Here is a 23,398-nt window from a genome sequence, read left to right on the forward strand (position 1 = left end):
AGTCAACAGGCGCACGTCCGCTCATCCGGCTTCCGAGTGGAAAGACTTGGTTCGCTTCTTGACTTGGATTCTGTCCATCGTAGGATCGGTTACGGCAATAGCCAAGGGACAGGAAGACTCCAGCACGACGGGAGACTGACGTGACGGGACCATCGCCGAGCAGCTGCTGCGTGGTGCCGGCCTGTGAATGACGGCCTCCCGCGTCGCGCTCGCCGAGACCGTCCGGGGACAGTGGCCACCACGACGTCGGGGCGATCGCTTCCGGGGCGCGTGATCGCGTGGGCCGCGTCTCCCCTCACATCAACGCCGTCGACCGTCCCCCGGCTGTGCCACCGCCCGCACTCCTGAGCAATGCGATCCGCCCCGTCCGGAAGGATTCCCATGTCTGAGAACCACGATGCAATCGTCACCGACGCGAAAACGGAGGGCGAGGGCGGCTGCCCGGTCGCGCACGGGCGTGCCCCGCACCCTACCCAGGGCGGTGGAAACCGTCAGTGGTGGCCGGAGCGGCTCAACCTGAAGATCCTTGCCAAGAACCCCGCCGTGGCCAACCCCCTGGGTGAGGACTTCGACTACGCCGAGGCGTTCAAGACGCTCGACCTCCCGGCCGTGAAGCAGGACATCGCTGAGGTGCTGACGACCTCGCAGGACTGGTGGCCCGCCGACTTCGGCCACTACGGCCCGCTCATGATCCGGATGGCGTGGCACAGCGCGGGCACGTACCGCATCAGCGACGGCCGTGGTGGTGCCGGGGCCGGGCAGCAGCGCTTCGCCCCCCTCAACAGCTGGCCGGACAACGGGAACCTCGACAAGGCCCGCCGTCTGCTGTGGCCGGTCAAGAAGAAGTACGGCAAGAACATCTCGTGGGCCGACCTCATGATCCTCACCGGGAACGTCGCCCTGGAGTCGATGGGCTTCGAGACGTTCGGCTTCGGCGGCGGTCGCGCCGACGTATGGGAGCCCGACGAGGACGTGTACTGGGGTCCCGAGACCACCTGGCTCGGCGACGAGCGCTACACCGGCGACCGCGAGCTGGAGAACCCTCTCGGCGCGGTCCAGATGGGCCTCATCTACGTCAATCCGGAGGGCCCCAACGGCAACCCTGACCCGCTGGCCGCAGCCCGCGACATCCGTGAGACGTTCCGCCGGATGGCGATGAACGACGAGGAGACGGTCGCCCTCATCGCGGGTGGTCACACGTTCGGCAAGACGCACGGTGCCGGGCCGGCGGAGAGCGTCGGCGCCGACCCCGAGGCCGCCCCGATCGAGGAGCAGGGCCTGGGCTGGCGGAATTCCTTCGGCACCGGCAAGGGCGGTGACGCGATCACCAGCGGCCTCGAGGGAATCTGGACGACCACCCCCACCACCTGGGACAACAGCTTCTTCGAGATCCTGTTCGGCTACGAGTGGGAGCTCTACAAGAGCCCTGCCGGTGCGCACCAGTGGCGGCCGAAGGACGGCGGCGGCGCGGGTACCGTGCCTGACGCCCACGACGCCTCGAAGAGTCACGTCCCGACGATGCTGACCACGGACCTCTCGCTCCGCATCGACCCGGCCTACGAGCAGATCTCGCGCCGCTTCCTGGAGAACCCCGACGCGTTCGCGGACGCGTTCGCACGGGCGTGGTTCAAGCTGACCCACCGCGACATGGGCCCGGTCGTGCGCTACCTCGGCCCGGAGGTGCCCAGCGAGACGCTGCTGTGGCAGGACCCCCTGCCGGCCGTGACGCACGAGCCCGTCGGCGCCGAGGACATCGCCTCCCTCAAGAGCCGGATCCTCGCCTCGGACCTGTCCGTGTCCCAGCTCGTGTCGACCGCGTGGGCGTCGGCCTCGTCCTTCCGTGGCAGCGACAAGCGCGGCGGTGCCAACGGTGCGCGCATCCGTCTCCAGCCGCAGATCGGGTGGGAGGCCAACAACCCCGATGAGCTGGCAACGGTGCTGCGTACCCTGGAGGGAATCCGGGCGACCTTCAACAGCGCCGGGACGGGCGGCAAGCAGATCTCGCTCGCCGACCTGATCGTGCTCGCCGGTGCTGCCGGCGTCGAGCAGGCCGCCAAGGAAGCCGGCTTCGACGTCGAGGTCCCCTTCACGCCGGGCCGCGTGGACGCGTCCCAGGAGCAGACCGACGTGGAGTCGTTCGCCGCGCTCGAGCCGACCGCCGACGGGTTCCGCAACTACCTCGGTAAGGGCAACCGCCTGCCTGCCGAGTACCTGCTGATCGACAAGGCGAATCTGCTCAACCTGAGCGCTCCCGAACTGACGGTTCTCGTCGGTGGCCTCCGCGTCCTGGGCGCGAATTACGCGGGCTCGCCGCTCGGCGCCCTCACCACGACCCCGGGGCACCTGACCAACGACTTCTTCGTCAACCTGCTCGACCTCGACACGGCGTGGAAGGCAACGTCCGGGGACGCGAACACGTTCGAGGCCCGCGACGCCGCCACGGGCGAGGTCAAGTGGACGGGCAGCCGTGCCGACCTCGTGTTCGGATCGAACTCCGAGCTGCGCGCGCTCGCGGAGGTCTACGCGAGCGATGACGCCAAGGAGAAGTTCGTGAAGGACTTCGTGGCCGCGTGGGACAAGGTGATGAACCTCGACCGGTTCGACCTCAGCTGACCAAGACGCCCAGGTCGGCCCATCGGCCGGCCTGGGCGTTTCCCGGTCCCTGCGGGCTGCTCGGTCTCACACGCCTCCCCGGACCATCGAAGGCGAGGACGCATCGCTCAGGAGAAGGCTCGGTTCGGTGTCCGAGGCGTCGGCGGGGACGGTCCAGACGTCTGAGGTGCCCTTCGTCCGGCCGGGGAGCGCGTACGCGAGGGTCGAGTTGTCCAGCCACGCCGCCTGGTCGTCGACGCTGCGGGTCTCGGCCAGTGGAGTTTCCCGCATCGTTTTAAGGTCCAGGACGTGGAGCCGCCACGGGTCCTGGGTGCCCTTGCGGACACGCTTCTTGAAGGCGATCCGGGTGCCGTCGGGTGACAGAGAGGGGCATTCGACGTTCTGGCGGATTGTGCGCGCCTTCCACGTCTTCATGTCGCCCTCGACGAGGTAGGTCTTCCCCTTGGTGGCCACCGTCGCGTAGAAGCGGTTGTCGTCGTCCGCGAAGGTGATGCCCCAGTAGTTCACGTCCGGCGCGTGGTAGCGCCGGCCCTCGAGGTACAGCTGGAGAGTCTCCACGTTCTTGATCAGGTAGCCGGTCCGCGTATCGAGGATGCCGCTCCTGGTCGAGAACGACGACGAGGCGTACGAGTCGCCGCTGACGAACAACGTCCACGCGACCATCCGGCCCGACGGGGACACCCGCGCCCGGTTGGGTATGCCGCCGACCACGACAGTCCGGCGGGTGTCCAGTTCGCGGTCGAGGACGGTCACCTTCGTCTTCTGTGAGAGACCCGGGTGACTCGCGAGACAGACGGCCGTCCGCCCGCTCGCGTAGAAACGGTGGCAGGACAGACCGGTGTTCCTGCTCCGCGCCCCGTTGGCCGCTCCCGTGCCGGAGGGACTGTACGGCGTCGAGAGCACGCTGCCCTTCCGCGAACCGTGGTACAGGCCGGGCGCGTTGTCGAGTGTGAGGCCCGGAGCAGCGGCAGACGCCGGCGCCCGGCCTTCGCCGTCGGCTGCCGCGACCGTGTAGCCGACGGCGACGGCCGCCAGTACAGCGGTGGCCGCCAGGAGCGCGGTGATCCGCGCGCGCAAGGAGAGAGGGGGCAAGGTCATGAGGGCTCCGGGGCGGTGACGGGTGTCGGGTCGGCGGGCAGGGGCGCGGCCGGCAGGAGTAGGCACGCGAGGACCAGGAGGGTGCCGAGGGCCGCGGCGGCCAGGACGAGGGCGGTGTCCATGCCCCATACCGTCCAGACGGCTCCGAACAGGACGGACGACATCAGCCGGCCCACCCCCTGGCCGGTCTGCAGGAGTGCCATCCCGCCCGCGCGTCGGTCCGCCGGGACGACCGGTCCGCCGAGAGCCATCAGGACCCCGTCGGTCGCCGCGTAGAACGCGCCGTGCAGTACGAGCACCATGACGGTGAGCGGCCATCCGGCCACCGGCGAGAACAGCGCGACGTACACCCCGAGCAGCGCGACATGCCCCAGCAGGTACGGGACGCGACGGCCGATCCGGTCGGCGGCCCGGCCCAGCGGTACGGCCAGCAGGAGGTAGACCGCGGCGCTGCCGAGCGGCAGCAGCGGAAAGTACTCCACGTCGAGGCCGAGCCGCTTCTGCAGGACCAGGTAGAGGAACCCGTCACCCACGCCGGCCAGGCCGAGCATCGTGGCAGTGATGAGAATCCGGCGGAAGGCGGGGACGCGGAACAGCCGCAGAGTCTCCCTGAGCGTGGCCGCGGCCGCGCCCGGGGCGCGTGGCGGCGCGGCCGCGCGGCCGGGGACGAACGCGAAAAGGATCAGCACGCCCAGCAGACCGAAGCAGAAACTGACGACGAAGACGGCGTCGTAGGCGTCGACGGTCGCCCACAGGATGGCGAAGGCGACGAGCGGTCCGAGCATGGCGCCCGTGGTGTCCATCGCCCGGTGCACACCGAAGGCGCGGCCGAGGTCCCGCTCGTCGCAGTTCAACGAGATCAGGGCGTCGCGCGGCGCCGTTCGCACACCCTTGCCGACCCGGTCGGCCGCGAGGGCGGCGGACAGCGCGGGGGTGGAACTGCCCGCCAGCAGCAGGCCGAGCTTGCAGATGGTGGAGAGCGCGTAGCCGGTTCCGGCGACGAGCCTGTGCCGCTGCCAGCGGTCGGCGGCGTGCCCGCCGGCGAGCCTGACGAACGCCGTGACGCCGTTGTAGAGGCCGTCGAGGAAGCCGAACTGGAGCGGGCTGAGCCCCAGGCCCAGGACGAGGTAGAGGGGCAGTACGGCGGTGACCATCTCGGACGAGATGTCGGTGACGAGGCTGACCGCACCGAGCGCGACGACTGTACCGGTGAGGCGCCTTCGGCCGGCGGGCCGTGCGGGTGGTGGGGTCCGGGTGGGGGCGGGACCGTCCGGTGGGCGGCCTCTGCCGACGGCGAGGTACATGCACGCTCCTGGTACGCGGTGCCCGGAGCTCCGGCTGCACAACCGGCGCTCCGGGCGGCTTCCTCGGCCGGACGTGGCCGGCCGCCGGAGCACGGCAGCCGGACCACGGCGGACGGGGTGGGGATCAGTGACAGGTGTGGGGGTCAGTGACAGCTGTACGTCGGGCCGGTGTCCAGGACCGTTCCGTCTGTACCGACGAACTTCGAGGTGAAGCTCGTGTCGGTGAAGTCGAGCTGCATCACACCGAACTTGTCCCAGATGCGCTTCTGGCTGTTCTTCTGAACGGTGTCACCCTGGCCGTACAGGTCCTTGCCGCCCATACCGCCGAGGACCTCGACGATGCCGTTGGGGTCCGCCTGGCCGTCCGGGCTCTGCGGGGCGAACCGCTCGTAGTGGTGGTCGTGGCCGCTCAGCACCAGCTCGGTGCCCGCTGCCTGCAGCATGGACCAGACCGGCTTGCCGACGGGGTCGTTGCCGTGGCTTCCGGAGCTGAACAGCGGGTGGTGGAAGTACGCGGCCACGCACTTCTTGCTGTTCTTGACGAGGTCGGCCTTCAGCCAGTCGAGCTGTTCGCGCTCGTCGAACCGGTTGGAGTTGAGGGCGACGAAATGCCAGTTGCCGTAGTCGTAGCTGTACCACATCTTGCCCTGGGGAGTGGCGCGGTCACCGAAGTACTCCCGGTAGGCGACCTCGTCCTGGTTGTCCCAGTCGTCGTACGCCTCGTGGTTGCCGGGCACGGGGTGGGTCTTGTCCTTGAACCGGCCCCATGACTTGTCGTAGTAGTTACGGAAGTCCTCGATGTGGGCGTCGTCGTACTGGTTGTCGCCCATGGTGATGTAGAACGCCGGGTTGATCGCCATCGCACGTGCGGCGGTCTTGAAGTGCTGGCACCCGGCGTCGCTCTGGTTGCACTGGTCGGCGATGTCACCGGCTCCGACCACGGTGAACGCGCCGCTGGCCGGCGGGTCGGTCGGGTCGGGGTCGGGCGTGGTGCCCCCGACGCTGCCGTACACCTCGATCTCCCACAGCGAGTAGCCCCACGCGGTGCCGCGTGCGGTGCCGTACACGCGCAGGTACCGACCCTTCCCGGACAGGCCCGTCCAGGTGTCGGTGCCGCCGTTGCCCGCGGTCTCCGCGGCGAGGCTGGTCCAGTCGGTACCGTTCGCCGAGACCTCCAGCCGGTACTGCTTCGCGTAGGCGGCCTCCCATGTCAGCTCGACGCGGGAGACGGCCGCCCCTTCGCCGAGGTCGACGCGGAGCCACTGCGGGTCCACTCCCTCGGCACTGGCCCAGCGGGTGGTCGCGACGCCGTCGACGGCCTTGCCGGGAGCCAGGGTCGAGTCCTCGGAGGACGAGGCGGTGGCCGGCTTGCCCCGCGATATCAGCGCCTCGGCGCCGGGCGGGTCCGTCGGTCCCGGGCCAGGTTGCGGGTCGGTGTCGATACGGAAGTCCTCGCCGTAAACAGCCCAGGCCAGCGGGGTGTTGAGGTCGAGGTTGCCGTTCCTCAGGAAGACCCGCTGGGCGGTGTCGACACGGCTGGTGTCCTCGTGCGCCGCCTCCTTCTTCATCTCCACCACACGGGCGTCGAGGAAGGCGTCGAGGTACTGGGTCTCGTCGCCGCCCTCGGCCGGCGTGCTGGCGTCGTTCATGGCCTCGGCCCGGATGCTCTCGAAGCCCGACTGACCGTGCATGACGATGGCGTCGTAGTAGGCGAACTGGCCGAGCACCCGCAGTCCGTCACTCTTGGCCCGTGAGACCGAGGGGCCGAAGTAGACCCGGTCGCGCTCGTGTTCCTGAGCTGCCTGGAACTCCTCGGTGGCAGCGGCTTCTTCCCAGGCGGTCGTGAAGCCGGGGTCGAGGCCTTCGTGGGAGTCGCTCCCGTCGACCTCGCGCAGCGCGGGGAGGTACTCGGCCAGCGGGTTGTCGGGTACCTGATCTGTGTAGTACTCGACGAGTTCGAGCATGTCGTGCGTGCCGGAGCAGAAGCCGATGATGCCGGCCGTGTATCCGCGGCCGTCATCGATGTCCTCGATGTAGTCGAACTGATCGCGCCACTGGAGCGACGAGTTCTCGGCGGTGGAGACGATCTGCATGGCGATTTCCTTCTTCACCGGATCGTCGAGGCCGACCGCCTCGGCCGCCTGCCCGGTGTTGAGGACGACCACGGCGGGAATCGCGGCCAGTGCCATGGCCAGCGCGATCCGCACGCCGGTGCGCCGTCGGCGGTGCGCGGGGCGCGGCGGCCGTTCCGGACGGGGAGTGCGACGGGAAATGCGGTGGGGCATGCGCATACGCATGTGGTTCTCCGATCTCTTGCGACGTGCCGGACGCCGAACGCACAGGGCGTCGTGGAGGGGCGTACGGGCACAGCTCAGCCGGGGAAGATGACTCTGTTAGGAAAGTTTCCTTTCCATTGGACCGCGTCCATTGGAGCGTGCCGCTCCCCTCCCCGCAAGGGTCCCGACAGCAGTAATCCGGAGCAGGGCAGCGCTTGTTGGCCGGTTCGCGCCCGCGTTCGGGTGGCGTCACGCCGGCATGGAGGCAGTACGTCCGGTATCTACTTGCGAACTTGTTAACTCGCGAACCTGCGAACCTGCGAACCTGTACGGCGGGAACCTCAGCCGTCTGTCCGCCGGGGCGCCGGTCCCGTGCTGGCCCGCACGATCAGCTCGACCGGGACGATCGAGCGGACGCCGCTCTCCCCATCCCCCCGAAGCTGCCGCAACAACAGCTGGAGGGCGCGCCGGCCCGTCTCGGCGAAATCGTTGTGGACGGTGGTCAGAGGAGGCAGAAGGTACGGGGCTTCGGGGATGTCGTCGTAGCCGATGACGCTGACATCGTCGGGCACCCGGCGTCCCGCCTCGTGCAGGGACCGCAGAACGCCCAGCGCCATATGGTCGTTCGAGGCGAATACGGCGGTGACGTCCGGCTGCGAGGCCAGTTGCCGGCCGAGGGAGTAGCCGGAGCTCGCGCTCCAGTCGCCGATGAGCGGGGCGGGGACGGATGCACCCGCTGCCTCCAGAGCCTGGCGCCAGCCGAGTACGCGCTGCTCGGCGGCGAGCCAGCCGCTCGGCCCGGCGATGTGCTGGACGGTGGAGTGCCCGAGGGACAGGAGGTGCTCGACGGCCAGGCGGGCTCCGGCGGCGGAGTCCGAGGTGACGACGGGGGTGTCCGAGCCGAGGTGGCTCTCCAGTGTGACCAGGGGTATGGCGGGGGCGACGTCGGCCAGTGCCGTGTCCGTGTGCTGCTGCGGAGCGATGGCGATGACACCGTCCGCACCCTCCGCGGCCAGCCGGTCGACGGCCTGCATCACGGTGTCCGCGTCGGACAGGGGCAGAGCTATGGAACTGATCAGGTATCCGGCCTCGCGAGCCGCGAGGTTGATCGCGGTGAGAATGGAGGCGGGACCGTGTCGAGCCGCGTCGAACGAGATCACGCCGAGTATCCGGGTGCGGCCGCTCGCCAGCGAGCGAGCGCTCGAACTGGGCCGGTAGCCCAGCTCGTTCATCGCCGCCAGGACCCTCGTACGCGTTTCGGGCCGCACGGAAGGGTTCTCGTTGAGGACCCTGGAGACGGTCTGCTTGGAGACACCCGCGAGCCGGGCGACATCGTCCATGACCGGTTTGATTCCGGCGAAGCTGCGACGGCTGCGCCCGGTCGGAGCCGGTTTGCCGGTAGCGGCAGCGGCAGCGGACATCGTGGTCTCCTCGGGAGCACCGGTCATCGGTCATGGCCGTCCGGCCGGATCAAGGATATCCGGATCGAGAACATGCCGGACGGCCATGACGTCACCCATGGGCTCAGCCCTGACGGACCGGCCAGGCCCTCCTCGCACTCCACGTGGCACCGATGACTCGAGCCTCCTGGTGCTCCGCAGTGCCGGACGGGAGGTGCACGCCGTGTTGCTCGGCGTGCATCGGGAGGAGCCGCAGTGTCATCCCGTGGGCGCGTGCCACGCTCGCGTCCACCCGGTCCAGGCCGATCTCCCAGGGCCGGCCGGCCTGGAACTGATCGGCCACGAGTGTCTCGCCGGTGTAGGCGCGCGCCACATCGCCCGTCCAGTCGATGCGCAGGAGCACTCCGTCGGGCCGGTCGAGGAGTGCGTCCGGCACGTCGATGCGGTACGCGGCAGCCGAGGTCTCGAAGTCCTTGTCGACCGGAGCGCTCGACCGGCCCAGGGCGTTGGCCGTCGGCACGGGGGCAGGTCCGGCGGGGCGGATGAGCCGGACAGTGAGGGGCGCGGGGATCTCCGCCGCCGCCGCCGGCTGCTGCTGCTGTTGCTGTTGCGCAGTGAGGCGGTAGCGGGTGAAGACCCCGTCCGGTTCCGTGCGCACCTGGGCGTCGGCCGCACTCAGCGGCTGCTGCGGGGCCGGGAAGACCGCGAAGGACGGTTCCGCGGCGGTGCTGTGGATGCGTACCTCGTCGTGGTCGAAGACGACCCCTTCATGACACAGCACCAGGCGTTCGGCGTCCCAGGCACGGCCCCGGTAAACGCTCGGTGCCGTCGCCGCGTCCAGTACGAGCAGGCCGACGCGGCCTCCGTCGGCGGTCTCGATCTCCACGAGCGCATCGGTTCCCGCTGTCAGGCCGGTGACCAGGATGCGCCCGTCGACATGGGTGATGTCGCCGCTCGGTGCACTCACCGAAGACACCGTGGAGGCGTCCAGGGCGAGTTCGGGTTCGATGCCGTCGATGGCGGCGAGGACGAGGACGGTCTGCCCGTCCTTGTCGACCCGGCACACCGGCTGGGCGGTTGCCCACTCCAGCCGTGCCCCCGCGACCGGCATGCGGAGCGGCCAGCAGAAGGAAGCGCCGGAGGGGATCGTTACGGGCGTGCTGGGCAGTGAAAGCTCGGTGCCGTCGGGCCGGTCGATCCCGAAGGTGGTGCCGGGGTGGGAGGGCAGCGGTTCGTGCGGTTGATGGTTGTTGACGAACAGGAATCCCGCGTCGGCGTCGCAGCGCACCGCCCAGCGCAGGGTGGAACGGTCGTCCTGTCCGACGGGCTGCTCCTGGGGCAGGACGGAGGTCATGGGTGCGATGCGGTGTCCGAAGTCCGCGAGCAGCAGGTGCTGCAGGCGCAGTTGGTGGTACGAGGGCCGGTACTGGCCGTACTCGCCGAGCGGAGCCTGGAAGTCGTACGTGAGAACCGGCAGGTCGTTGGGGTAGCCGGTGGCGTGTGATTCCTGCAGGGTGCTGAGCTCGCCCGTCGGGTTCGTACCGCCGTGGAACATGTAGTAGCCCTGCCAGGTCGAACCGCAGCCGATCTTGGTGAGTCCGAGCGCGGCCACATCGGCGGCGTCGACCCGCGGCCGCCGGTGGTAGGAGTGGGCCATGCCTCCGCCGAGTTCGCACGTGGCCCAGGGGAACCGGTCGGTGGGCGCGCCCTCCCCGCCCCGTAGGGTCGTGGGCCGCAGGTCGGCGCCGATGCCTTCGTCGTCGCGCTGATGGGTGAAGAAGAAGTGTGTGCGGCAGGTGTCGGGCCAGCCGCCGTGGGCCTCGGTCCAGAAGGTCTCGGGGTAGCCGCCGTACAGCGGCAGCAACTCGTCGGGGGGCAGGTGGACGCCGCCCCAGGCAGTGGCCGTCCACAGGGGCGCGCTGAGGCCGCTGCGCTGGGCGAGCCGTTTGAGGGTGAGCAGGTGGCCGGGCCGGTCGTAGAGCTCGTTCTCGATCTGGACGGCGACCACGGGGCCGCCGTTGGCCCGGTCGAGTCCCCGCAGTTGCTCGCCGATGGCCGCGAACCACCGCCGTACGGGCTCCAGATAGGCGGGGTCGTCGGTGCGCGGTACGCAGTCGAGGCCGAGCACCCAGTCGGGCAGGCCGCCGTTGCGGACCTCGGCGTGGCACCAGGGCCCGATCCGGGGAATGAAGTCGAGACCGTGGACGGCGCACAGCTCGGCGAAGTGCCGCAGATCGCGGTCGCCGTCGAAGCGGATGCGGCCCTCGATCTCCTCGTGGTGGATCCAGATCACGTACGCGGCGACGACGGTGATCCCGCCCGCCTTCATCTTCAGGAGTTCCTCCTCCCACTGTCCTGCGGGGTAACGGCTGAAGTGGAACTCGCCGGAGACGGGGAACCAGGGACGGCCGCCCCGGGTGAGGTAGCGGCTGGTCACCTCGATGGGGTCGGTGACGTCGGGCGCGTCACTGAACGGCAGGTGCCCCGACAGCGGAGGGGCAGCAGGGGGCGGCAGCCGCAGGTGGTTTCGCATCAGGATTTCTCCACTCCCAGGTCGGGGCTATCGGTCAGAAGGGCTCGTGAAGTGACCGTGGCGTCGAGTTCGAGGAGCACCAGCTCGTTGGCTCCGGTACGCAGGACTGGTCCGGGCACGTAGAGGGTGCGCTGCGGGCCGCGGCTCCAGTAACGGCCGAGGTTGAAGCCGTTGATCCATGCCTGTCCCTTCGTCCAGCCCGGCAACGCGAGGAAGGTGTCGGCGGGTGCCTCGACGTGGAAGGTGCCGTGGTGGAACGCCGGTCCTGCCTGCGCCTCGTCGTGCGGGGCGTGGGTCAGGGGGGCGAGGTCGTTCAGGGCCAGGGGGTAGCAGTCCCACTCCCCCAGTACGACGCCGTCGAGGGACACCGGTCCCAGTAGGCCCTTGTCGTCACCGATGCGAGGTCCGTAGTTGACCCCGCCCATGTTCTCCACCAGCACGTCGAGTCCGGCCCCCGCGCGCGGAACACGCACCGTCAGGCTCTCCTGGTGGTGCTCGCGTTCGAGGACGCCGGCCGGGGCGCCGTCCACGAAGACCTGCGCGCGGTCGCCCACACCATGGGTGAAGTGCACTGAAGCGAGGGTCGCTGCTGCGCAGCCTGATGTCGCGGTCGGAGGCTAGCCAGGCGGGCAGCCCACCACCATCCCACTCCGCGCAGATGTACGGTCCGGGCCGCAGCAGGACGTTCAGTCCCTCCTCCTGGGCCAGCCGCAGATAGCGCTGGAGGTCCAGCAGGCCGTCGAGGTCGAGCGTGCCGGGGGTCGGCTGGTGCAGATTCCAGGGGACGTACGTCTCGACCGTGTTCAGTCCCATCAGCCGGGCCTTGCGCAGCCGGTCCGCCCATTGGCCCGGGTGGATACGGAAGTAGTGCATGGCACCGGAGATGATCCGGAAGGGTTCACCGCGCAGCGTGAAGCCGTCGGCGGTGGTGGTGAGCGGGCTCATGTCTCGATGCGTCCTTCTGCGGAGAGGTCCGGTGCGGTACGGGTGGCGCTGATCAGCCACAGGGTGGCGGCGAGGCACAGGAGCGAGACGACGGCCAGGAGCAGGGGAACCGCCCTCATGCCCGCCCGCTCGATGACTTTGCCGAGCGCCGGTCCTGCGGCCACTCCGCCGACCATGGAGGCCGCGATAACCAGGGCTCCTGCCCGGCGCGCCTGCGGGGCGGCCTCCATCAGCCACGGCAGCGCGGTGGGGAAGATCGGCGCGATGAACAGGCCGACGCCCGCGTACGCGTAGGGAGCGAGTGCAGGTACGGCGGCGGCGAACAGGCAGAGCGTCATGCCCGCGCAGGAGACGGTGATGATGGACTGCGGCGAGAAGCGCAGTGCGATGGGCGCGACCAGGAATCGGCCGACGGTCATCATCAGCCAGTACACGGACGTGGCGGTCGCCGCGACTCCCGCCCCGTATCCGACCGTGACCAGGTGCGTGGGCTCCCAGCCGCCGACACCCGCCTCGATGCCGACATGCAGGACGTACAGCACGACGAAGACGGCCAGTACGGTTCCGAGACTGCGGCCGAGGACGCGGGGCGCGGCCGGGGCCGGGGCTGCATTGGCCTCCGCGTGCTGCTGCAGGGGTTGGTCCCGGACGCCGCGCAGACAGAGGAGCAGGGGCAGGGTGAGGGCGGCGAAGCCGAGGAAGACCGCCGGGTAGTGCTCGGAACCGACCAGTCCGATCAGCGCCGGGCCCAGGATGGCGCCCACCCCGAAGTGGGCGTTGAGGATGTTGAGCATCGCTGTGGAGCGGTGGCCGAATCCGGTGGCGAAGAGCTGGTTGAGGCCGTAGTCGATTCCACCGAAGCCGAGCCCGGCGAGGAGCGCCGCAAGCAGCCCCACCGGCCAGGTCGGTGCCACGGCGAACCCCGCGGCACCGACGGCCATCAGCAGGTAGGAGCCTCCCAGGAGACGGCGGTTCCCTATGCGTCCGTACAGACGGTCGAAGATCAGTACGCCGGCCACGCCACCGACGAAGTGCGCGCTGAGCCCCAGACCGGCCCCGGAGGGCGAGAGCCCGAACTCCGTACGGAACGCCGGGATGGCCGGGCCGTACAGCGCCTGGAGCGCGCCGATCAGGACGAAGCCGATACAGGACGCCACCACGGCGGCCCCGTTGAAGGCAGGCACAGTGTGCACCGTTGGGGTCGGCTTCCTGCTGCCGGACGTCTGACTCTTCGGTTGCACAGCACGAACTCCTTGCACTTGGCCGCCGGACGAACGATGCGGCACCGGTCGGACACGAAGGATCACTCGAGGCGGGATCGATGTTACCGGTAACTTAAATGACGTCAAGAAGCCCTGGAGCACGGGTGGCGCAGGGGTCCGACGCCTTGCGCGCGTTTGTGGAGAGTACGGTCAATTACCCCTGAGGGTACAGAATCTGACGTACCATCAGGTTGCCATTACGGGGGCTCGGTGACGGCGTCCGCAGATACGGCTTACTGGTCCATGTCGTCGAACTTCCATACGGCACGGGCTCCTGGGCCGACGACGAGGGTTGAACGGCCGATCCGTTCCTCGTGCCGGTATTCCACGGGACGGTTGAGCGACAACTTGACCTGTCGCAGGCCGACCCGGTCACGCGGAACGGCGTCGATCCGGATGGTGGTGCCACCACCCTGCGCAACGACGCCACCGCCATCGAGGGACCGTACAGCGAAACCGCCGGCCGATCGGCGGCGGTTCCGCCGAGGAAGCCGCCGCCCGAGCGCTCGCACGCCGCATGCTCGCCGGTGAGTTGACGCCTTGGGAGTTCACCTTCCGGGTTCACCGGCGCTACGGACTTGAGCTGCCCCTGACTGAACGGCTCGCCGAACTCGATGACGAGTACGACATCCTTGAGTACGGCAGAACGTCGACCCTGATCGATGCCGAGGTCACGGCCGAAGCCCACCGCCTCGCTGCCCGCCCCTAGGATCCGCAGAACCTGGCGGAAGCGTCAGGCCGTACGGCGGGAGCGGGACAGGGCCAGCCATCCCAGGACCATGCCGATCAGCCCCAGTACGGCGGCCACGATGGCCCCCGCTCGCCCGTTGCCGGTGCCGAAGCCACCGGTGGAGTTGGCCAGGTGCAGCGCCGCGAGGATCACGCCGAGCAACCCCACCGCCATGGCCACCACGGCCCCGAGCCGCGCGGAGCCGGTGCCGGGGCCGGTGCCGGAGCCGGTGCCGATGCGGCCGGTGCCGGGGCCGATGCGGCCGGTGCCGGGGCCGATGCGGCCGGTGGAGCGGGCCAGAGACAGCCCGCCGACGAGCATGCCGGTCAGCGCCACCACTGCGGCCACGATGGCCCCGAGTCGGCCGGAGCCGGTACCTGTGTCACCGGCGGCGACGACGGAAGCGTGTGCGGCCGCCGGTGCGGCGAGCACGAAGGCCCCGAGCAGGGCGGCTCCGGTCGCGGCCAGCACGGGTCGGACCGACGTCAGGGCTCGTGATGAGCTCATGTCCCTCTCCTCATTTCGTACGCCTCGTTTCGAGGTGTGGATGTCGCCCGATCATGTCGTCGGGCGCAGCGCCGGTCGTCCTGCAGACGGATGCACTTCGGGGTGCCGCCGATGGTGCACCCGGCTGCTGCGGAGGCCGCCGGCGCCGTGGAGGTACCGCGTGCGTGGTAGGCACCCGCTCGTCCCCGAGCGTGACTCGCCCGCAGTGGCATCGGGGCTAAGGTGCGCGCATGAGCACAGGACGGACCGGTGTCCCGGCCGGTGTCACAGACTGGGCGATCGCCGTCGGTGTGGCAGCGGCGCTCCTGGTCACGGGCGTGTCCGCGCGTCCCGCCGCCGGGGATCTCGACCCGCTCGGCTATGTGCTGCTGGCGGCCGGCGGTCTGGCGCTGGTCGCGCGTCGTCGGGCTCCCGTTCCGGTCCTGGCGGTCACCGGGCTGTGCGCGGTGGGGTACCAGGCAGCCGGTTTCGACGTGCCGGCCGTCGCGTTCCTGTTCGCGGTGTACGCCGCCGTACGGGCGGGGCACCGCATCGTCACGGTGGCCGCGAGTGTGACCATGCTGGCGGCTCTCCCTCTCGCGGCCCTGGTCTCGCTGCACGACACGACGGAGGCGCTCGCACAGGCCCGAGGCGCCCTGGAGATTGCCTGGCTGATCGCGGCGGGCGCCGCGGGCGAAGCGCTGCGGCAGGCGGAGCGGCGGGCGGACGAAGCGGAACGCACCCGCGAGGAGACCGCCCGGCGCCGCGCCGACGAGGAGCGGCTGCACATCGCGCGGGAGCTGCACGACTCGCTCGTCCACCAGATCTCGATCATCAAGGTGCAGTCCGAGGTCGCCGTCCACGTGGCCCGCAAACGTGGTGAACAGGTGCCGGAGGCCCTGCTGGCGATCCAGCAGGCCGCCCGTGAGGCAACCCGGGAGTTGCGAGCGACTCTGGAGGCGCTTCGCGACGACGACAAGACCCCGCCGCACGGTCTCGACGACGTCCCGGAGCTGGTGGAGAGGGCCAGGATGGCCGGCCTCGGCGCGGCGCTCAGAATCGAAGGACCACGGCACGACCTGCCTGCAGCAGTGGACCGGACCGTCTTCCGGATCGTTCAGGAATCACTCACCAACATCGCCCGTCATGCCGCCGCGACGACGGCGTCGGTACGGATCGATTACGGTCCGGACGCCGTCACCGTACGAGTCGATGACGACGGTACGGCTACGCCGGCCACCGCTCCGGCACCCGGCGTCGGGCTGCTCGGCATGCGCGAACGCGTCACCGCACTCGGCGGTCGCCTGCGGGCGGAACCGCGCGACGAGGGTGGCTTCACCGTCCACGCGGAACTCCCCGTGGAGCGGACACCGTGATCCGTGTCCTCCTGGTCGACGACCAGCCGCTGCTGCGCAGCGGGTTCCGCGCGCTCCTCGACCTCGAGGACGACATCGAGGTGGTGGCCGAGGCCGGTGACGGGAAGGAAGGCGTGGCCCTGGCGAAGAAGCACCTGCCCGATGTCGCTCTCATCGACATCCAGATGCCGGTACTCGACGGCGTCGAGGCGACCCGGCTCATCGCTGCGGACCCGGCCCTGGCCCGGGTGCACGTCGTCATCCTCACCAATTACGGTTTCGACGAGTACGTTCTCAACGCGCTGCGGGCCGGGGCTGCCGGTTTCCTCGTCAAGGACATCGTGCCGGAAGACCTCCTGCACGCCGTCCGTGTCGCCGCGCGGGGCGACGCCCTCCTCGCACCGTCGATCACCCGCAAGCTGATCAACCAGTACGTCAGCCAGCCGCCCACCACCGGCTCCGCGACGGCCCCGGGACTCGAGGAGCTGACCAACCGGGAGCGCGAGGCCGTCGCCCTGGTCGCGCAGGGTCTGTCCAACGACCAGATCGCCGACCGCATGGTGATCAGCCCCCTGACCGCGAAGACCCACATCAACCGGGCCATGACGAAGCTCCATGCCCGCGACCGCGCCCAACTCGTGGTCCTGGCCTATGAATCCGGCCTGGTGGCCCCACCACCCAAGCGCTGAAGCGCATCAGGACGGGGTCACGCCGGAGCCTTGAGGAACCCGGTCACTCAACAGGTGCTGCTTCGCTTCCTCCTGACGCCGGGGAGCGCCCAGGAGAACGCGTGGGTGCATGAGCGCAGTCGGCCGATCGACCAGCCCCGCCACTCACATCAACTCGAACTCGCGCTACTCCCTCCCCGCGTCGTGCCGCTCCACCAACTGGAGGCCGACATCGAAGAGAACGTCACCGGCCTGCGAGGGCGGGGACGACTTGGGTGTGGACACACTGGCTTGACATGCATGTTCCTTGGCGCCTGCACCGTGCGACGTCAAGAGCTGCATGCAAATCCTCCAGGTGGACAACCGGCAGACAGGGCAGGGGGGTTACAAGGCGCTTCCCCCGGAGCGCCGTGAGCCACTGATCGGTTGCCCGCCGCATCCCGGACCACGAGGGCCGACAAGGCGTCGCCGTATCGGGTCCATGGCCGCAGGCGGTGTCGCCGAGTCAGCTGCCGATCACGAGCACACAGTGCCGCAGCGTATCAGTCTGGATACAAAGAGTGACAACCATGGCCTGTATGACGGTTGTGCACCGATGTTCGTGCAGGGCCTGCCGTGTCATCGCCGTACGGCTTCGCAAACGGGCCCGCACAGCGGCGAGTTGATGGGCCGGGTCGGGGCACTATGACGCCCGTACGAGTGTTGGATGTGCGCGACGGTAACCACAGACCGTTCATCATGGGTAGCATCCGGCAGCAATCCCCATGTACAAGGAGTGTGAACGACCGTGGCCAACAGGCTGGAAGACACTGACCCGAAGAGCGTGCAGAGCACGTATGCAGAGCGTTTCGCCGCCGACCTCGTGGCCAATCGCTCGGAGCAGGGCGAACTCACGGCAACCATCGCGCAGTTGCAGACGCGGCTGGAGCAGCTCAAGAAGGACGAGGGCTGGCTGGCCGGCATGCAGGGCACGCTGCCGACCGCAGCTCCCACCGCGCAGCCCCTCCCCACCGAAGCCACAGAGACCGCACCCCTGACCGACACGACGCCGGACGCCAAGGCCGTCCCGCAGCCGCGGTCCGCCAAGGGCACCCGCACGAAGGCCGCGCAGCCCAAGGCTGCTGCCAAGAAGCCTGCTGCCGCCGCGAAGAGCACCTCGAGCAAGACAGTGAAGAAGGCATCCGGCGGGAACGCGATCGCGAAGAAGGCCACCGAGGCAGCCGGTCCCAAGGACGCCGAGGCTCCGCTGCACCAGCTCCTTCGTGAGTTCCTGCCCGCGGGAGAGCCGCGCCTGGTGCGCGAGGTGCACGCGGATCTGGAGAAGGTGTACCCGGACCGCAAGACCTCGGCTCAGGTGGTGCGCAACAGCCTGGAAACCCTGGTCAAGAGGGGCATCATCAGCAAGGAGATCCAGCAGGGATCGGCCATGTACACAGCGCCCAAGTCGACCGCCGATTCCGAGGCGGCAGACGTAGAGGTGTCCGCGACAGCCTGACGGCTGAAGGACACACCACGTCGCGGGGGCGAGCAGCGCGGAGGGCGGCCAAGAGAGTCAATTCGCCGAGACACGTGGTGTCTTGACTTGTGGCGTCCTCCGCGACGTCGGCGGGGGAGTCTATCCGCGGTCACCTTTCGCCGAGTGTCGCCGCCTGTCGCTGGAGGGCCTGGATCAGCGTCGCGACCTGCGGGCGTTCGCGGCGGTGGCCGATCCCGGCGACACCGATGTGCCGGGTCGGAGCCGACGGCCTGATCGGGACGGTGCGCAGGCCCGGTACCTCCGGTGCCAGCGCGATGAATGGGATCAGTGAGATTCCCAGGCCCGCGGCGACGAGCGAACGAGCGAAGAAGTAGTCGGTCGTCGTGCCGCGGATGTCCGGGTCGAAGCCGGCACGCCCGGCGTAACGGCGCAGGTACGCCTCGGTCTTGAGACAGCCGAGAACCCAGGGCTCGGCCGCCAGTTCGGCGATGTCGAGCGCATCGCGGCAGGCCAGTCGATGCCCCTCGGGCAGGACGACGTGCAACGGGTCCTCCATGAGTGCGGTCCACTCCAGGGTGGAACTCCGGCCCGGCAATCCCGGCAGCGGGCCGTCGAAGTGATAGGCGAGCGCGAGGTCCGCGGCGCCCTGCCGGACCATCGGCAGGCTGTCTTCGGGCTCACCCTCCCTGACATGGACGACGGTGCCGGGATGGGCTGCCGTCAGTTCTGCCAGAGCACCCGGAAGCAGGATCCTGCCGCCGCTGGTGAACGTGGCGACGGTGAGCTGGGTGCGGCCCGTGCTCAGCCGGTCCACCTGTTGCTGTGCGTGCACGAGTTCGGCTGCGACCGACTCGGCGGCCCCGACCATGATCCGGCCCGCCTGGGTGAGGGTGACTCCGCGGGTGCTGCGGGCGACGACCTGGGCACCGAGACTGCGCTCCAGTGCGGCAATGTGCTGGGAAACCGCCGAGGGGGTCAGGTGGAGTACCGCCGCCGCCTGGTTGAAGCTGCCGCGCTCCGCAACCGCCCGCAGGACACGCAGACGCTGTATATCGATCAACAGTTTTCCTTCATACGTATCCAGTAAGCGAGCACTTCTGCTGATGACGGGACACGGTCAGGATAGGCGCATGCAAAAGATCTGCGTCATCGGCGGTAGCCGCTATTTCGGCAAACTCCTGGTCCAGCGCCTTCACGCGGCCGGACACCAGGTCACTGTGATCAACCGCGGCTCCACCCGGCCACCCGCCGGTGTGCACCACCTTGTCGCCGACCGCGACGACGAGGCCGCCCTCGTTGCCGCGCTCGGCTCCACCACCTTCGATGTGGTGGTCGACCAGGTCTGCTACACCCCGGTGCAGGCTGCGATCGCGGCCCGCGCCTTCCGGGGTCGTACCTCGCGGTACGTCATGACGTCCACGATCGAGGTGTACGACCCGGCGACCAGCGCACTGCCGACGGTTCCGCGCGGCACCCCGGTTCCGGAAGGAACTGTGGACCCGGCCTCATGGCCGGTTCGGCCGGACCTGCCCTGGCAGGACGACACGTACCTGGAGGCGCACTACGCCGAGGGAAAGCGTCAGGCGGAGGCCGTCTTCACCCGGGACAGCGGGTTCGCGTTCGCCTCGGTGCGCAGTGCCCATGTACTCGGGGGCGGTGCACAGGAGTTCACCGGCCGACTGGCCCACTACATCGAGCGCATCGCCCGGGGCACGGAGATCGCCGTGCATGCCGAGGCACGGCCCACGGTCTTCATCCACTACGAGGAGCTGGCCGACCTGCTCCTGTGGGCGGCCACGGCCACCGACTTCACCGGACCGCTGAACGCCTGCTCCGACGGCCTGCTCGATGTCCGTGAGTTGAGTGCTTTGATCGGCGCGCAAACCGGCCGAGAGGCCGCCTACCGCACCGTCGGTGCCGGGGAGACCGCATCACCGTTCTCCTTCGACCGCCCCTACGCCATGAGCAACACCCGCGCGAAGGAGCTGGGGTTTCCCTTCTCCCGTACCAGCGACTGGCTGCCCGGCGCCGTCGCCGAAGTCGTCGGCACCCACATCGTCTGAGGAGCAGATCCACCATGCAGTACCGCACCATCGGAAGCACCACTGTCAGCGCTATCGGCCTTGGAGCCATGCCGCTGTCCATCGAGGGACGCCCGGACGAGGCGCGGGCCATCGCCACCGTCCACGCCGCCGTCGACGCGGGGATCACCCTGATCGACACCGCCGACAGCTACCACTGGCACGCCGACGAGACAGGTCACAACGAGTTGCTCGTCGCCCGCGCCCTGGCCCGTTACGGCGGTGACACCTCCGACGTCCTGGTCGCCACCAAGGGCGGCCGCGGCCGGCCGGGCGACGGCAACTGGACCGTCACCGGTACCCCCGAGCACCTCAAGCACGCCGCCGAGGCCTCCGCGAAACGACTGGGCGTGGAGGCCATCGGCCTCTACCAGCTGCACAAGCCCGACCCCGCCGTGCCCTGGGCCGACTCCGTCGGAGCGCTGCGCGAGCTGCTCGACGCCGGCACGATCCGCGCCGCCGGAATCTCCAACGTGGACGCCGGCCAGATCCGCGAGGCGCACGCGATGCTCGGCCACGGACTGGTCTCCGTACAGAACCAGTACTCCCCCGCCGTCCGCGACAGCGAGCCCGAACTACGGCTGAGCATGCAGTTGGGTCTGGCTTTCCTGCCCTGGAGTCCCCTGGGCGGCATCTCTCGCAGCTCACTCGACGGCCCCTCAGGACCGACCTCCACGGGGACCGCCTTCCATCACATCGCCGCCGAGCACGGCGTCAGCCCGCAGCAGATCACCCTGGCCTGGCTCCTCGCCCGCTCCCCCACGACGATCCCGGTACCGGGCGCCAGCCGCCCGGCATCGGTCCACGACTCCGCCCGGGCCGCGGAGCTGAAGCTGAGCGAGGCGGAGGTGTCGCGGCTCGAAGCCACCCGGCAGACGAACGCAAACGCGTGACTGTTCAGTGCGGGAGCTCGACGGACAGGTACGGGGCCAGCGACCGGAGGAAGTCCGCCGCGTCGAACATGGCGCCCGCCGATGCCACACCCGTTGTCCGCGTCTGCCCGGCCAGGATTCGCTGGACGGCCTCCACCGCCAGGGGTGCGGTGACCGCGTAGATGTCCTGCCCGTGAGCCGTGGCGCGTCGCTCGACGCCCCCCGCGCGGACCAGGACGTCGACGACGAACATCTGGTCCGACCGTCCCAGAGCGTCGACCGCCTCCGGCGCCGGTGTGTCCTTCTCGGCCAGGTCCCTCGCCGCCTCGACGGCCATGTGGTTGCGGACTTCGGACACGGCCAAGTGGCTGGGAATGGTGACGACATCGGCCATGGTGAACTCGGAGATCACCGTGCGACGGCCCAGCGGCTCCGGAAAGACCCACTCCTGCTCCCATGCCTTGTCGTCGTGGTACTGCAGCGCGCCGTCGACGAATCGCACCCGTCGGCCCGCACGACGCTCGTGGGACACCTGACCGGCGGCTCGGGTACCCGCCGTGGGGCGCCAGCTGGTCAGCCCGTACGCGACGTGCGCCACCTCCGCCGCCGTCCACTCCCCCATGGCCGCTGTCACCAGCAGGTCGCCCAGCCCACCGTAGAAGGCCATCGCCGGCACCACGGCGATGTCCGCCTTCCGGGCCGCTTCCGCGTAGTCGGCGAACATCGAGGCATTCGCCTCGATCTCTGCCGCGACGTCGACGTACGGGATACCCGCGCGCAGGGCTGCCTCGACGACCGGGCCTCCCGTCACCGCGAACGGTCCGGCGCAGTTGATGACAGCCGCCGCGCCGTCGAGGGCGCGGTCCAGTGAGCTCGCGTCGTCCACGGTCGCCGGACGTACGACCACATCCGGCCACTCGGCCGCCAGCGCCTCCAACTGGGCTGCGTTACGGCCGGAGATGACGGTGGCGAAACCACGCCTTTGCAGTTCAGCGACGATGAAGCGCCCCGTGTGACCTGTCGCCCCGTAAACCACCATTGCAGCCATCGTACTCATCGCTTTCCCCCGTTCTCGTTGTTCTGATGAGTCCAGTCTCAACTCGGGTGGCACCAAGGCGTGATGGTCCGGAAGGACATCACACGTACACTTCCGGACATGCCGACTGTCGCACTGCTGACCGCCGGTCACCTGCTGCACTTCGAGCTGGCGGTGGCCTACGAGATCTTCGGCAACCCTCCGCGCGATTCAGCGGGTGCCTGGTACGACGTACTGCTCTGCGGGCCAGGACCGGTGCGGGTCGGCCCGTTCATGGTCGAGCCCGACCACGGGCTCGACCGCGCGGTGGGCGCCGATACCGTGATCGTGCCGGCATGCGCCGACGTCGATGATCCGCCGCCGGTGGAGCTCATCGAGGCCGTGCGTGCGGCCCACGCGTCGGGGGCGCGGGTGGCTTCCCTCTGCACCGGAGCCTTCGTGCTCGGCGCCGCGGGCCTGCTGGACGGCCGACGGGCCACCACCCACTGGGCTCATGCCGCGGAGTTGAGTGCGCGTTATCCGCAGGCCGTCGTCGACCCTGACGTGCTCTACACCGACAACGGCAGCGTGCTCACGGCTGCGGGCAAGGCCGCCGCCGTGGATCTCTGCCTCCACCTGGTCCACCTCGATCACGGCGCGGCCATCGCCAACTCCGTCGCCCGTCGCCTTGTCATGCCGCCCCATCGGCCGGGCGGACAGGCCCAGTTCGTGGCCACTCCGGTGCAGGTCACGGGCGAGCACATGCTCACCCACCTGCTCGCCTGGGTCCAGCAACGGCTGGACCAGCCGCTGACGGTGACCGACATGGCGCGGAAGGCGAACACGAGCCCGCGCAATCTCGGACGGCAGTTCCGGTCGGTGATCGGGCAGACGCCGATTCAGTGGCTCCTGATCCAGCGCGTACGCCGCGCGCAGGAACTGCTGGAGGCCACGGACAAGAGCATCGAGGCGGTTGCCGTGGCTACGGGTATGGGCACGGCCACGACACTCCGGCGCCAGTTCAAACGAATCGTCGGGGTACCGCCCGACAGTTACCGCCGCTCGTTTCGCAGCACAAGGCCCGCCTGACCGGTACGGGCCTTCGCGGTCACACTGCGGGAGGGATAGTCGGCGGCGGGGGCGCCGCAGGTGGCACAGGATGCCCCGAGGAAGGGCCCTGGGGGGCGGGCTGCTGCTGCACAGGTGGGAAGGGCTGCCGGTCATAAGGCGGTGGATACGGGCTCCTGAACGGTATCGGCCGACAAGCCGCGCCGGCCATCTGC

General features: G+C 69.5%; 17 protein-coding genes and 3 pseudogenes. 8 read left to right on the forward strand and 12 right to left on the reverse strand.

The window, feature by feature from the left end:
• Positions 1–381: 381 nt before the first annotated feature.
• Positions 382–2,613 (forward strand): catalase/peroxidase HPI, encoded by a 2,232-nt coding sequence (gene katG, locus ACFT7S_RS20085; RefSeq protein WP_382733620.1) that lies wholly within the window; start codon positions 382–384, stop codon positions 2,611–2,613.
• Between the two features lie 66 nt (positions 2,614–2,679).
• Here the strand turns inward: katG and ACFT7S_RS20090 are convergent, their stop codons facing one another.
• The 9 genes and pseudogenes from ACFT7S_RS20090 to ACFT7S_RS20130 form a co-directional block, all read right to left on the reverse strand.
• Positions 2,680–3,711 (reverse strand): TolB family protein, encoded by a 1,032-nt coding sequence (locus tag ACFT7S_RS20090; protein WP_382733622.1) that lies wholly within the window; start codon positions 3,709–3,711, stop codon positions 2,680–2,682.
• Positions 3,708–5,015 carry an MFS transporter gene (locus ACFT7S_RS20095; RefSeq protein WP_382733625.1) on the reverse strand — a complete coding sequence of 436 codons (1,308 nt, stop codon included), beginning with the start codon at positions 5,013–5,015 and terminating at the stop codon, positions 3,708–3,710. The genes ACFT7S_RS20090 and ACFT7S_RS20095 overlap by 4 nt, the downstream gene beginning before the upstream one ends.
• A gap of 143 nt (positions 5,016–5,158) precedes the next feature.
• The gene (locus ACFT7S_RS20100) at positions 5,159–6,457 is read right to left on the reverse strand and encodes a discoidin domain-containing protein (RefSeq protein WP_382733917.1); all 1,299 of its coding nucleotides are present in this window, start codon (positions 6,455–6,457) and stop codon (positions 5,159–5,161) included.
• A pseudogene (locus tag ACFT7S_RS20105) lies at positions 6,455–7,306 on the reverse strand (chitosanase); the annotation flags it as partial. The pseudogene ACFT7S_RS20105 and the gene ACFT7S_RS20100, both read right to left, overlap by 3 nt.
• A 326-nt stretch (positions 7,307–7,632) precedes the next feature.
• Positions 7,633–8,712 carry a LacI family DNA-binding transcriptional regulator gene (locus ACFT7S_RS20110; protein WP_382733628.1) on the reverse strand — a complete coding sequence of 360 codons (1,080 nt, stop codon included), beginning with the start codon at positions 8,710–8,712 and terminating at the stop codon, positions 7,633–7,635.
• A gap of 103 nt (positions 8,713–8,815) precedes the next feature.
• On the reverse strand, positions 8,816–11,224 hold the full coding sequence (locus ACFT7S_RS20115) for a beta-galactosidase (RefSeq protein WP_382733630.1): 2,409 nt from the start codon (positions 11,222–11,224) through the stop codon (positions 8,816–8,818).
• Positions 11,224–12,169, reverse strand: a pseudogene (locus ACFT7S_RS20120) (beta-galactosidase). The gene ACFT7S_RS20115 and the pseudogene ACFT7S_RS20120 overlap by 1 nt, the downstream one beginning before the upstream one ends.
• Positions 12,166–13,353: an MFS transporter gene (locus ACFT7S_RS20125; protein ID WP_382733633.1), complete on the reverse strand. Its 1,188-nt coding sequence runs from the start codon at positions 13,351–13,353 to the stop codon at positions 12,166–12,168. Before ACFT7S_RS20125 ends, ACFT7S_RS20120 begins: the two are co-directional and overlap by 4 nt.
• A gap of 311 nt (positions 13,354–13,664) precedes the next feature.
• Positions 13,665–13,895 (reverse strand): annotated as a pseudogene (locus ACFT7S_RS20130) (DUF5829 family protein); the annotation flags it as partial.
• A gap of 68 nt (positions 13,896–13,963) precedes the next feature.
• Between ACFT7S_RS20130 and ACFT7S_RS20135 the strand changes: the two are divergent.
• Positions 13,964–14,140, forward strand: a complete 177-nt coding sequence (locus tag ACFT7S_RS20135; RefSeq protein WP_382733635.1) for a hypothetical protein — start codon at positions 13,964–13,966, stop codon at positions 14,138–14,140.
• Between the two features lie 24 nt (positions 14,141–14,164).
• Here ACFT7S_RS20135 and ACFT7S_RS20140 read toward each other — a convergent pair whose 3' ends face one another.
• Positions 14,165–14,668 (reverse strand): DUF6223 family protein, encoded by a 504-nt coding sequence (locus ACFT7S_RS20140; protein ID WP_382733637.1) that lies wholly within the window; start codon positions 14,666–14,668, stop codon positions 14,165–14,167.
• A gap of 230 nt (positions 14,669–14,898) precedes the next feature.
• Here ACFT7S_RS20140 and ACFT7S_RS20145 point away from each other — a divergent pair, with 230 nt between their 5' ends.
• The 3 genes from ACFT7S_RS20145 to ACFT7S_RS20155 all read left to right on the forward strand — a co-directional run bounded on the left by ACFT7S_RS20145 (position 14,899) and on the right by ACFT7S_RS20155 (position 18,165).
• Positions 14,899–16,023: a sensor histidine kinase gene (locus ACFT7S_RS20145; RefSeq protein WP_382733640.1), complete on the forward strand. Its 1,125-nt coding sequence runs from the start codon at positions 14,899–14,901 to the stop codon at positions 16,021–16,023.
• Positions 16,020–16,691 carry a response regulator gene (locus ACFT7S_RS20150; protein WP_382733643.1) on the forward strand — a complete coding sequence of 224 codons (672 nt, stop codon included), beginning with the start codon at positions 16,020–16,022 and terminating at the stop codon, positions 16,689–16,691. The genes ACFT7S_RS20145 and ACFT7S_RS20150 overlap by 4 nt, the downstream gene beginning before the upstream one ends.
• Before the next feature lie 766 nt (positions 16,692–17,457).
• Positions 17,458–18,165 (forward strand): hypothetical protein, encoded by a 708-nt coding sequence (locus ACFT7S_RS20155; RefSeq protein ID WP_382733645.1) that lies wholly within the window; start codon positions 17,458–17,460, stop codon positions 18,163–18,165.
• Positions 18,166–18,295: 130 nt separating this feature from the next.
• On the opposite strand, the gene ACFT7S_RS20160 is transcribed toward ACFT7S_RS20155, so the two are convergent.
• Positions 18,296–19,207, reverse strand: a complete 912-nt coding sequence (locus tag ACFT7S_RS20160) for a LysR family transcriptional regulator (RefSeq protein WP_382733648.1) — start codon at positions 19,205–19,207, stop codon at positions 18,296–18,298.
• A gap of 70 nt (positions 19,208–19,277) precedes the next feature.
• Between ACFT7S_RS20160 and ACFT7S_RS20165 the strand changes: the two genes are divergently transcribed.
• Both ACFT7S_RS20165 and ACFT7S_RS20170 read left to right on the forward strand, forming a co-directional pair.
• Positions 19,278–20,210: an NAD-dependent epimerase/dehydratase family protein gene (locus tag ACFT7S_RS20165; protein ID WP_382733652.1), complete on the forward strand. Its 933-nt coding sequence runs from the start codon at positions 19,278–19,280 to the stop codon at positions 20,208–20,210.
• A gap of 14 nt (positions 20,211–20,224) precedes the next feature.
• Positions 20,225–21,121 (forward strand): aldo/keto reductase, encoded by an 897-nt coding sequence (locus ACFT7S_RS20170; RefSeq protein ID WP_382733655.1) that lies wholly within the window; start codon positions 20,225–20,227, stop codon positions 21,119–21,121.
• Between the two features lie 4 nt (positions 21,122–21,125).
• On the opposite strand, the gene ACFT7S_RS20175 is transcribed toward ACFT7S_RS20170, so the two are convergent.
• Positions 21,126–22,157, reverse strand: a complete 1,032-nt coding sequence (locus ACFT7S_RS20175; protein ID WP_382733657.1) for a saccharopine dehydrogenase NADP-binding domain-containing protein — start codon at positions 22,155–22,157, stop codon at positions 21,126–21,128.
• Positions 22,158–22,256: 99 nt separating this feature from the next.
• On the opposite strand from ACFT7S_RS20175, the gene ACFT7S_RS20180 reads away from it, so the two are divergent.
• On the forward strand, positions 22,257–23,204 hold the full coding sequence (locus tag ACFT7S_RS20180) for a helix-turn-helix domain-containing protein (protein ID WP_382733660.1): 948 nt from the start codon (positions 22,257–22,259) through the stop codon (positions 23,202–23,204).
• Positions 23,205–23,398 lie beyond the last annotated feature (194 nt).

This window comes from Streptomyces sp. NPDC057136 (assembly GCF_042670885.1).
Classification (GTDB): domain Bacteria; phylum Actinomycetota; class Actinomycetes; order Streptomycetales; family Streptomycetaceae; genus Streptomyces.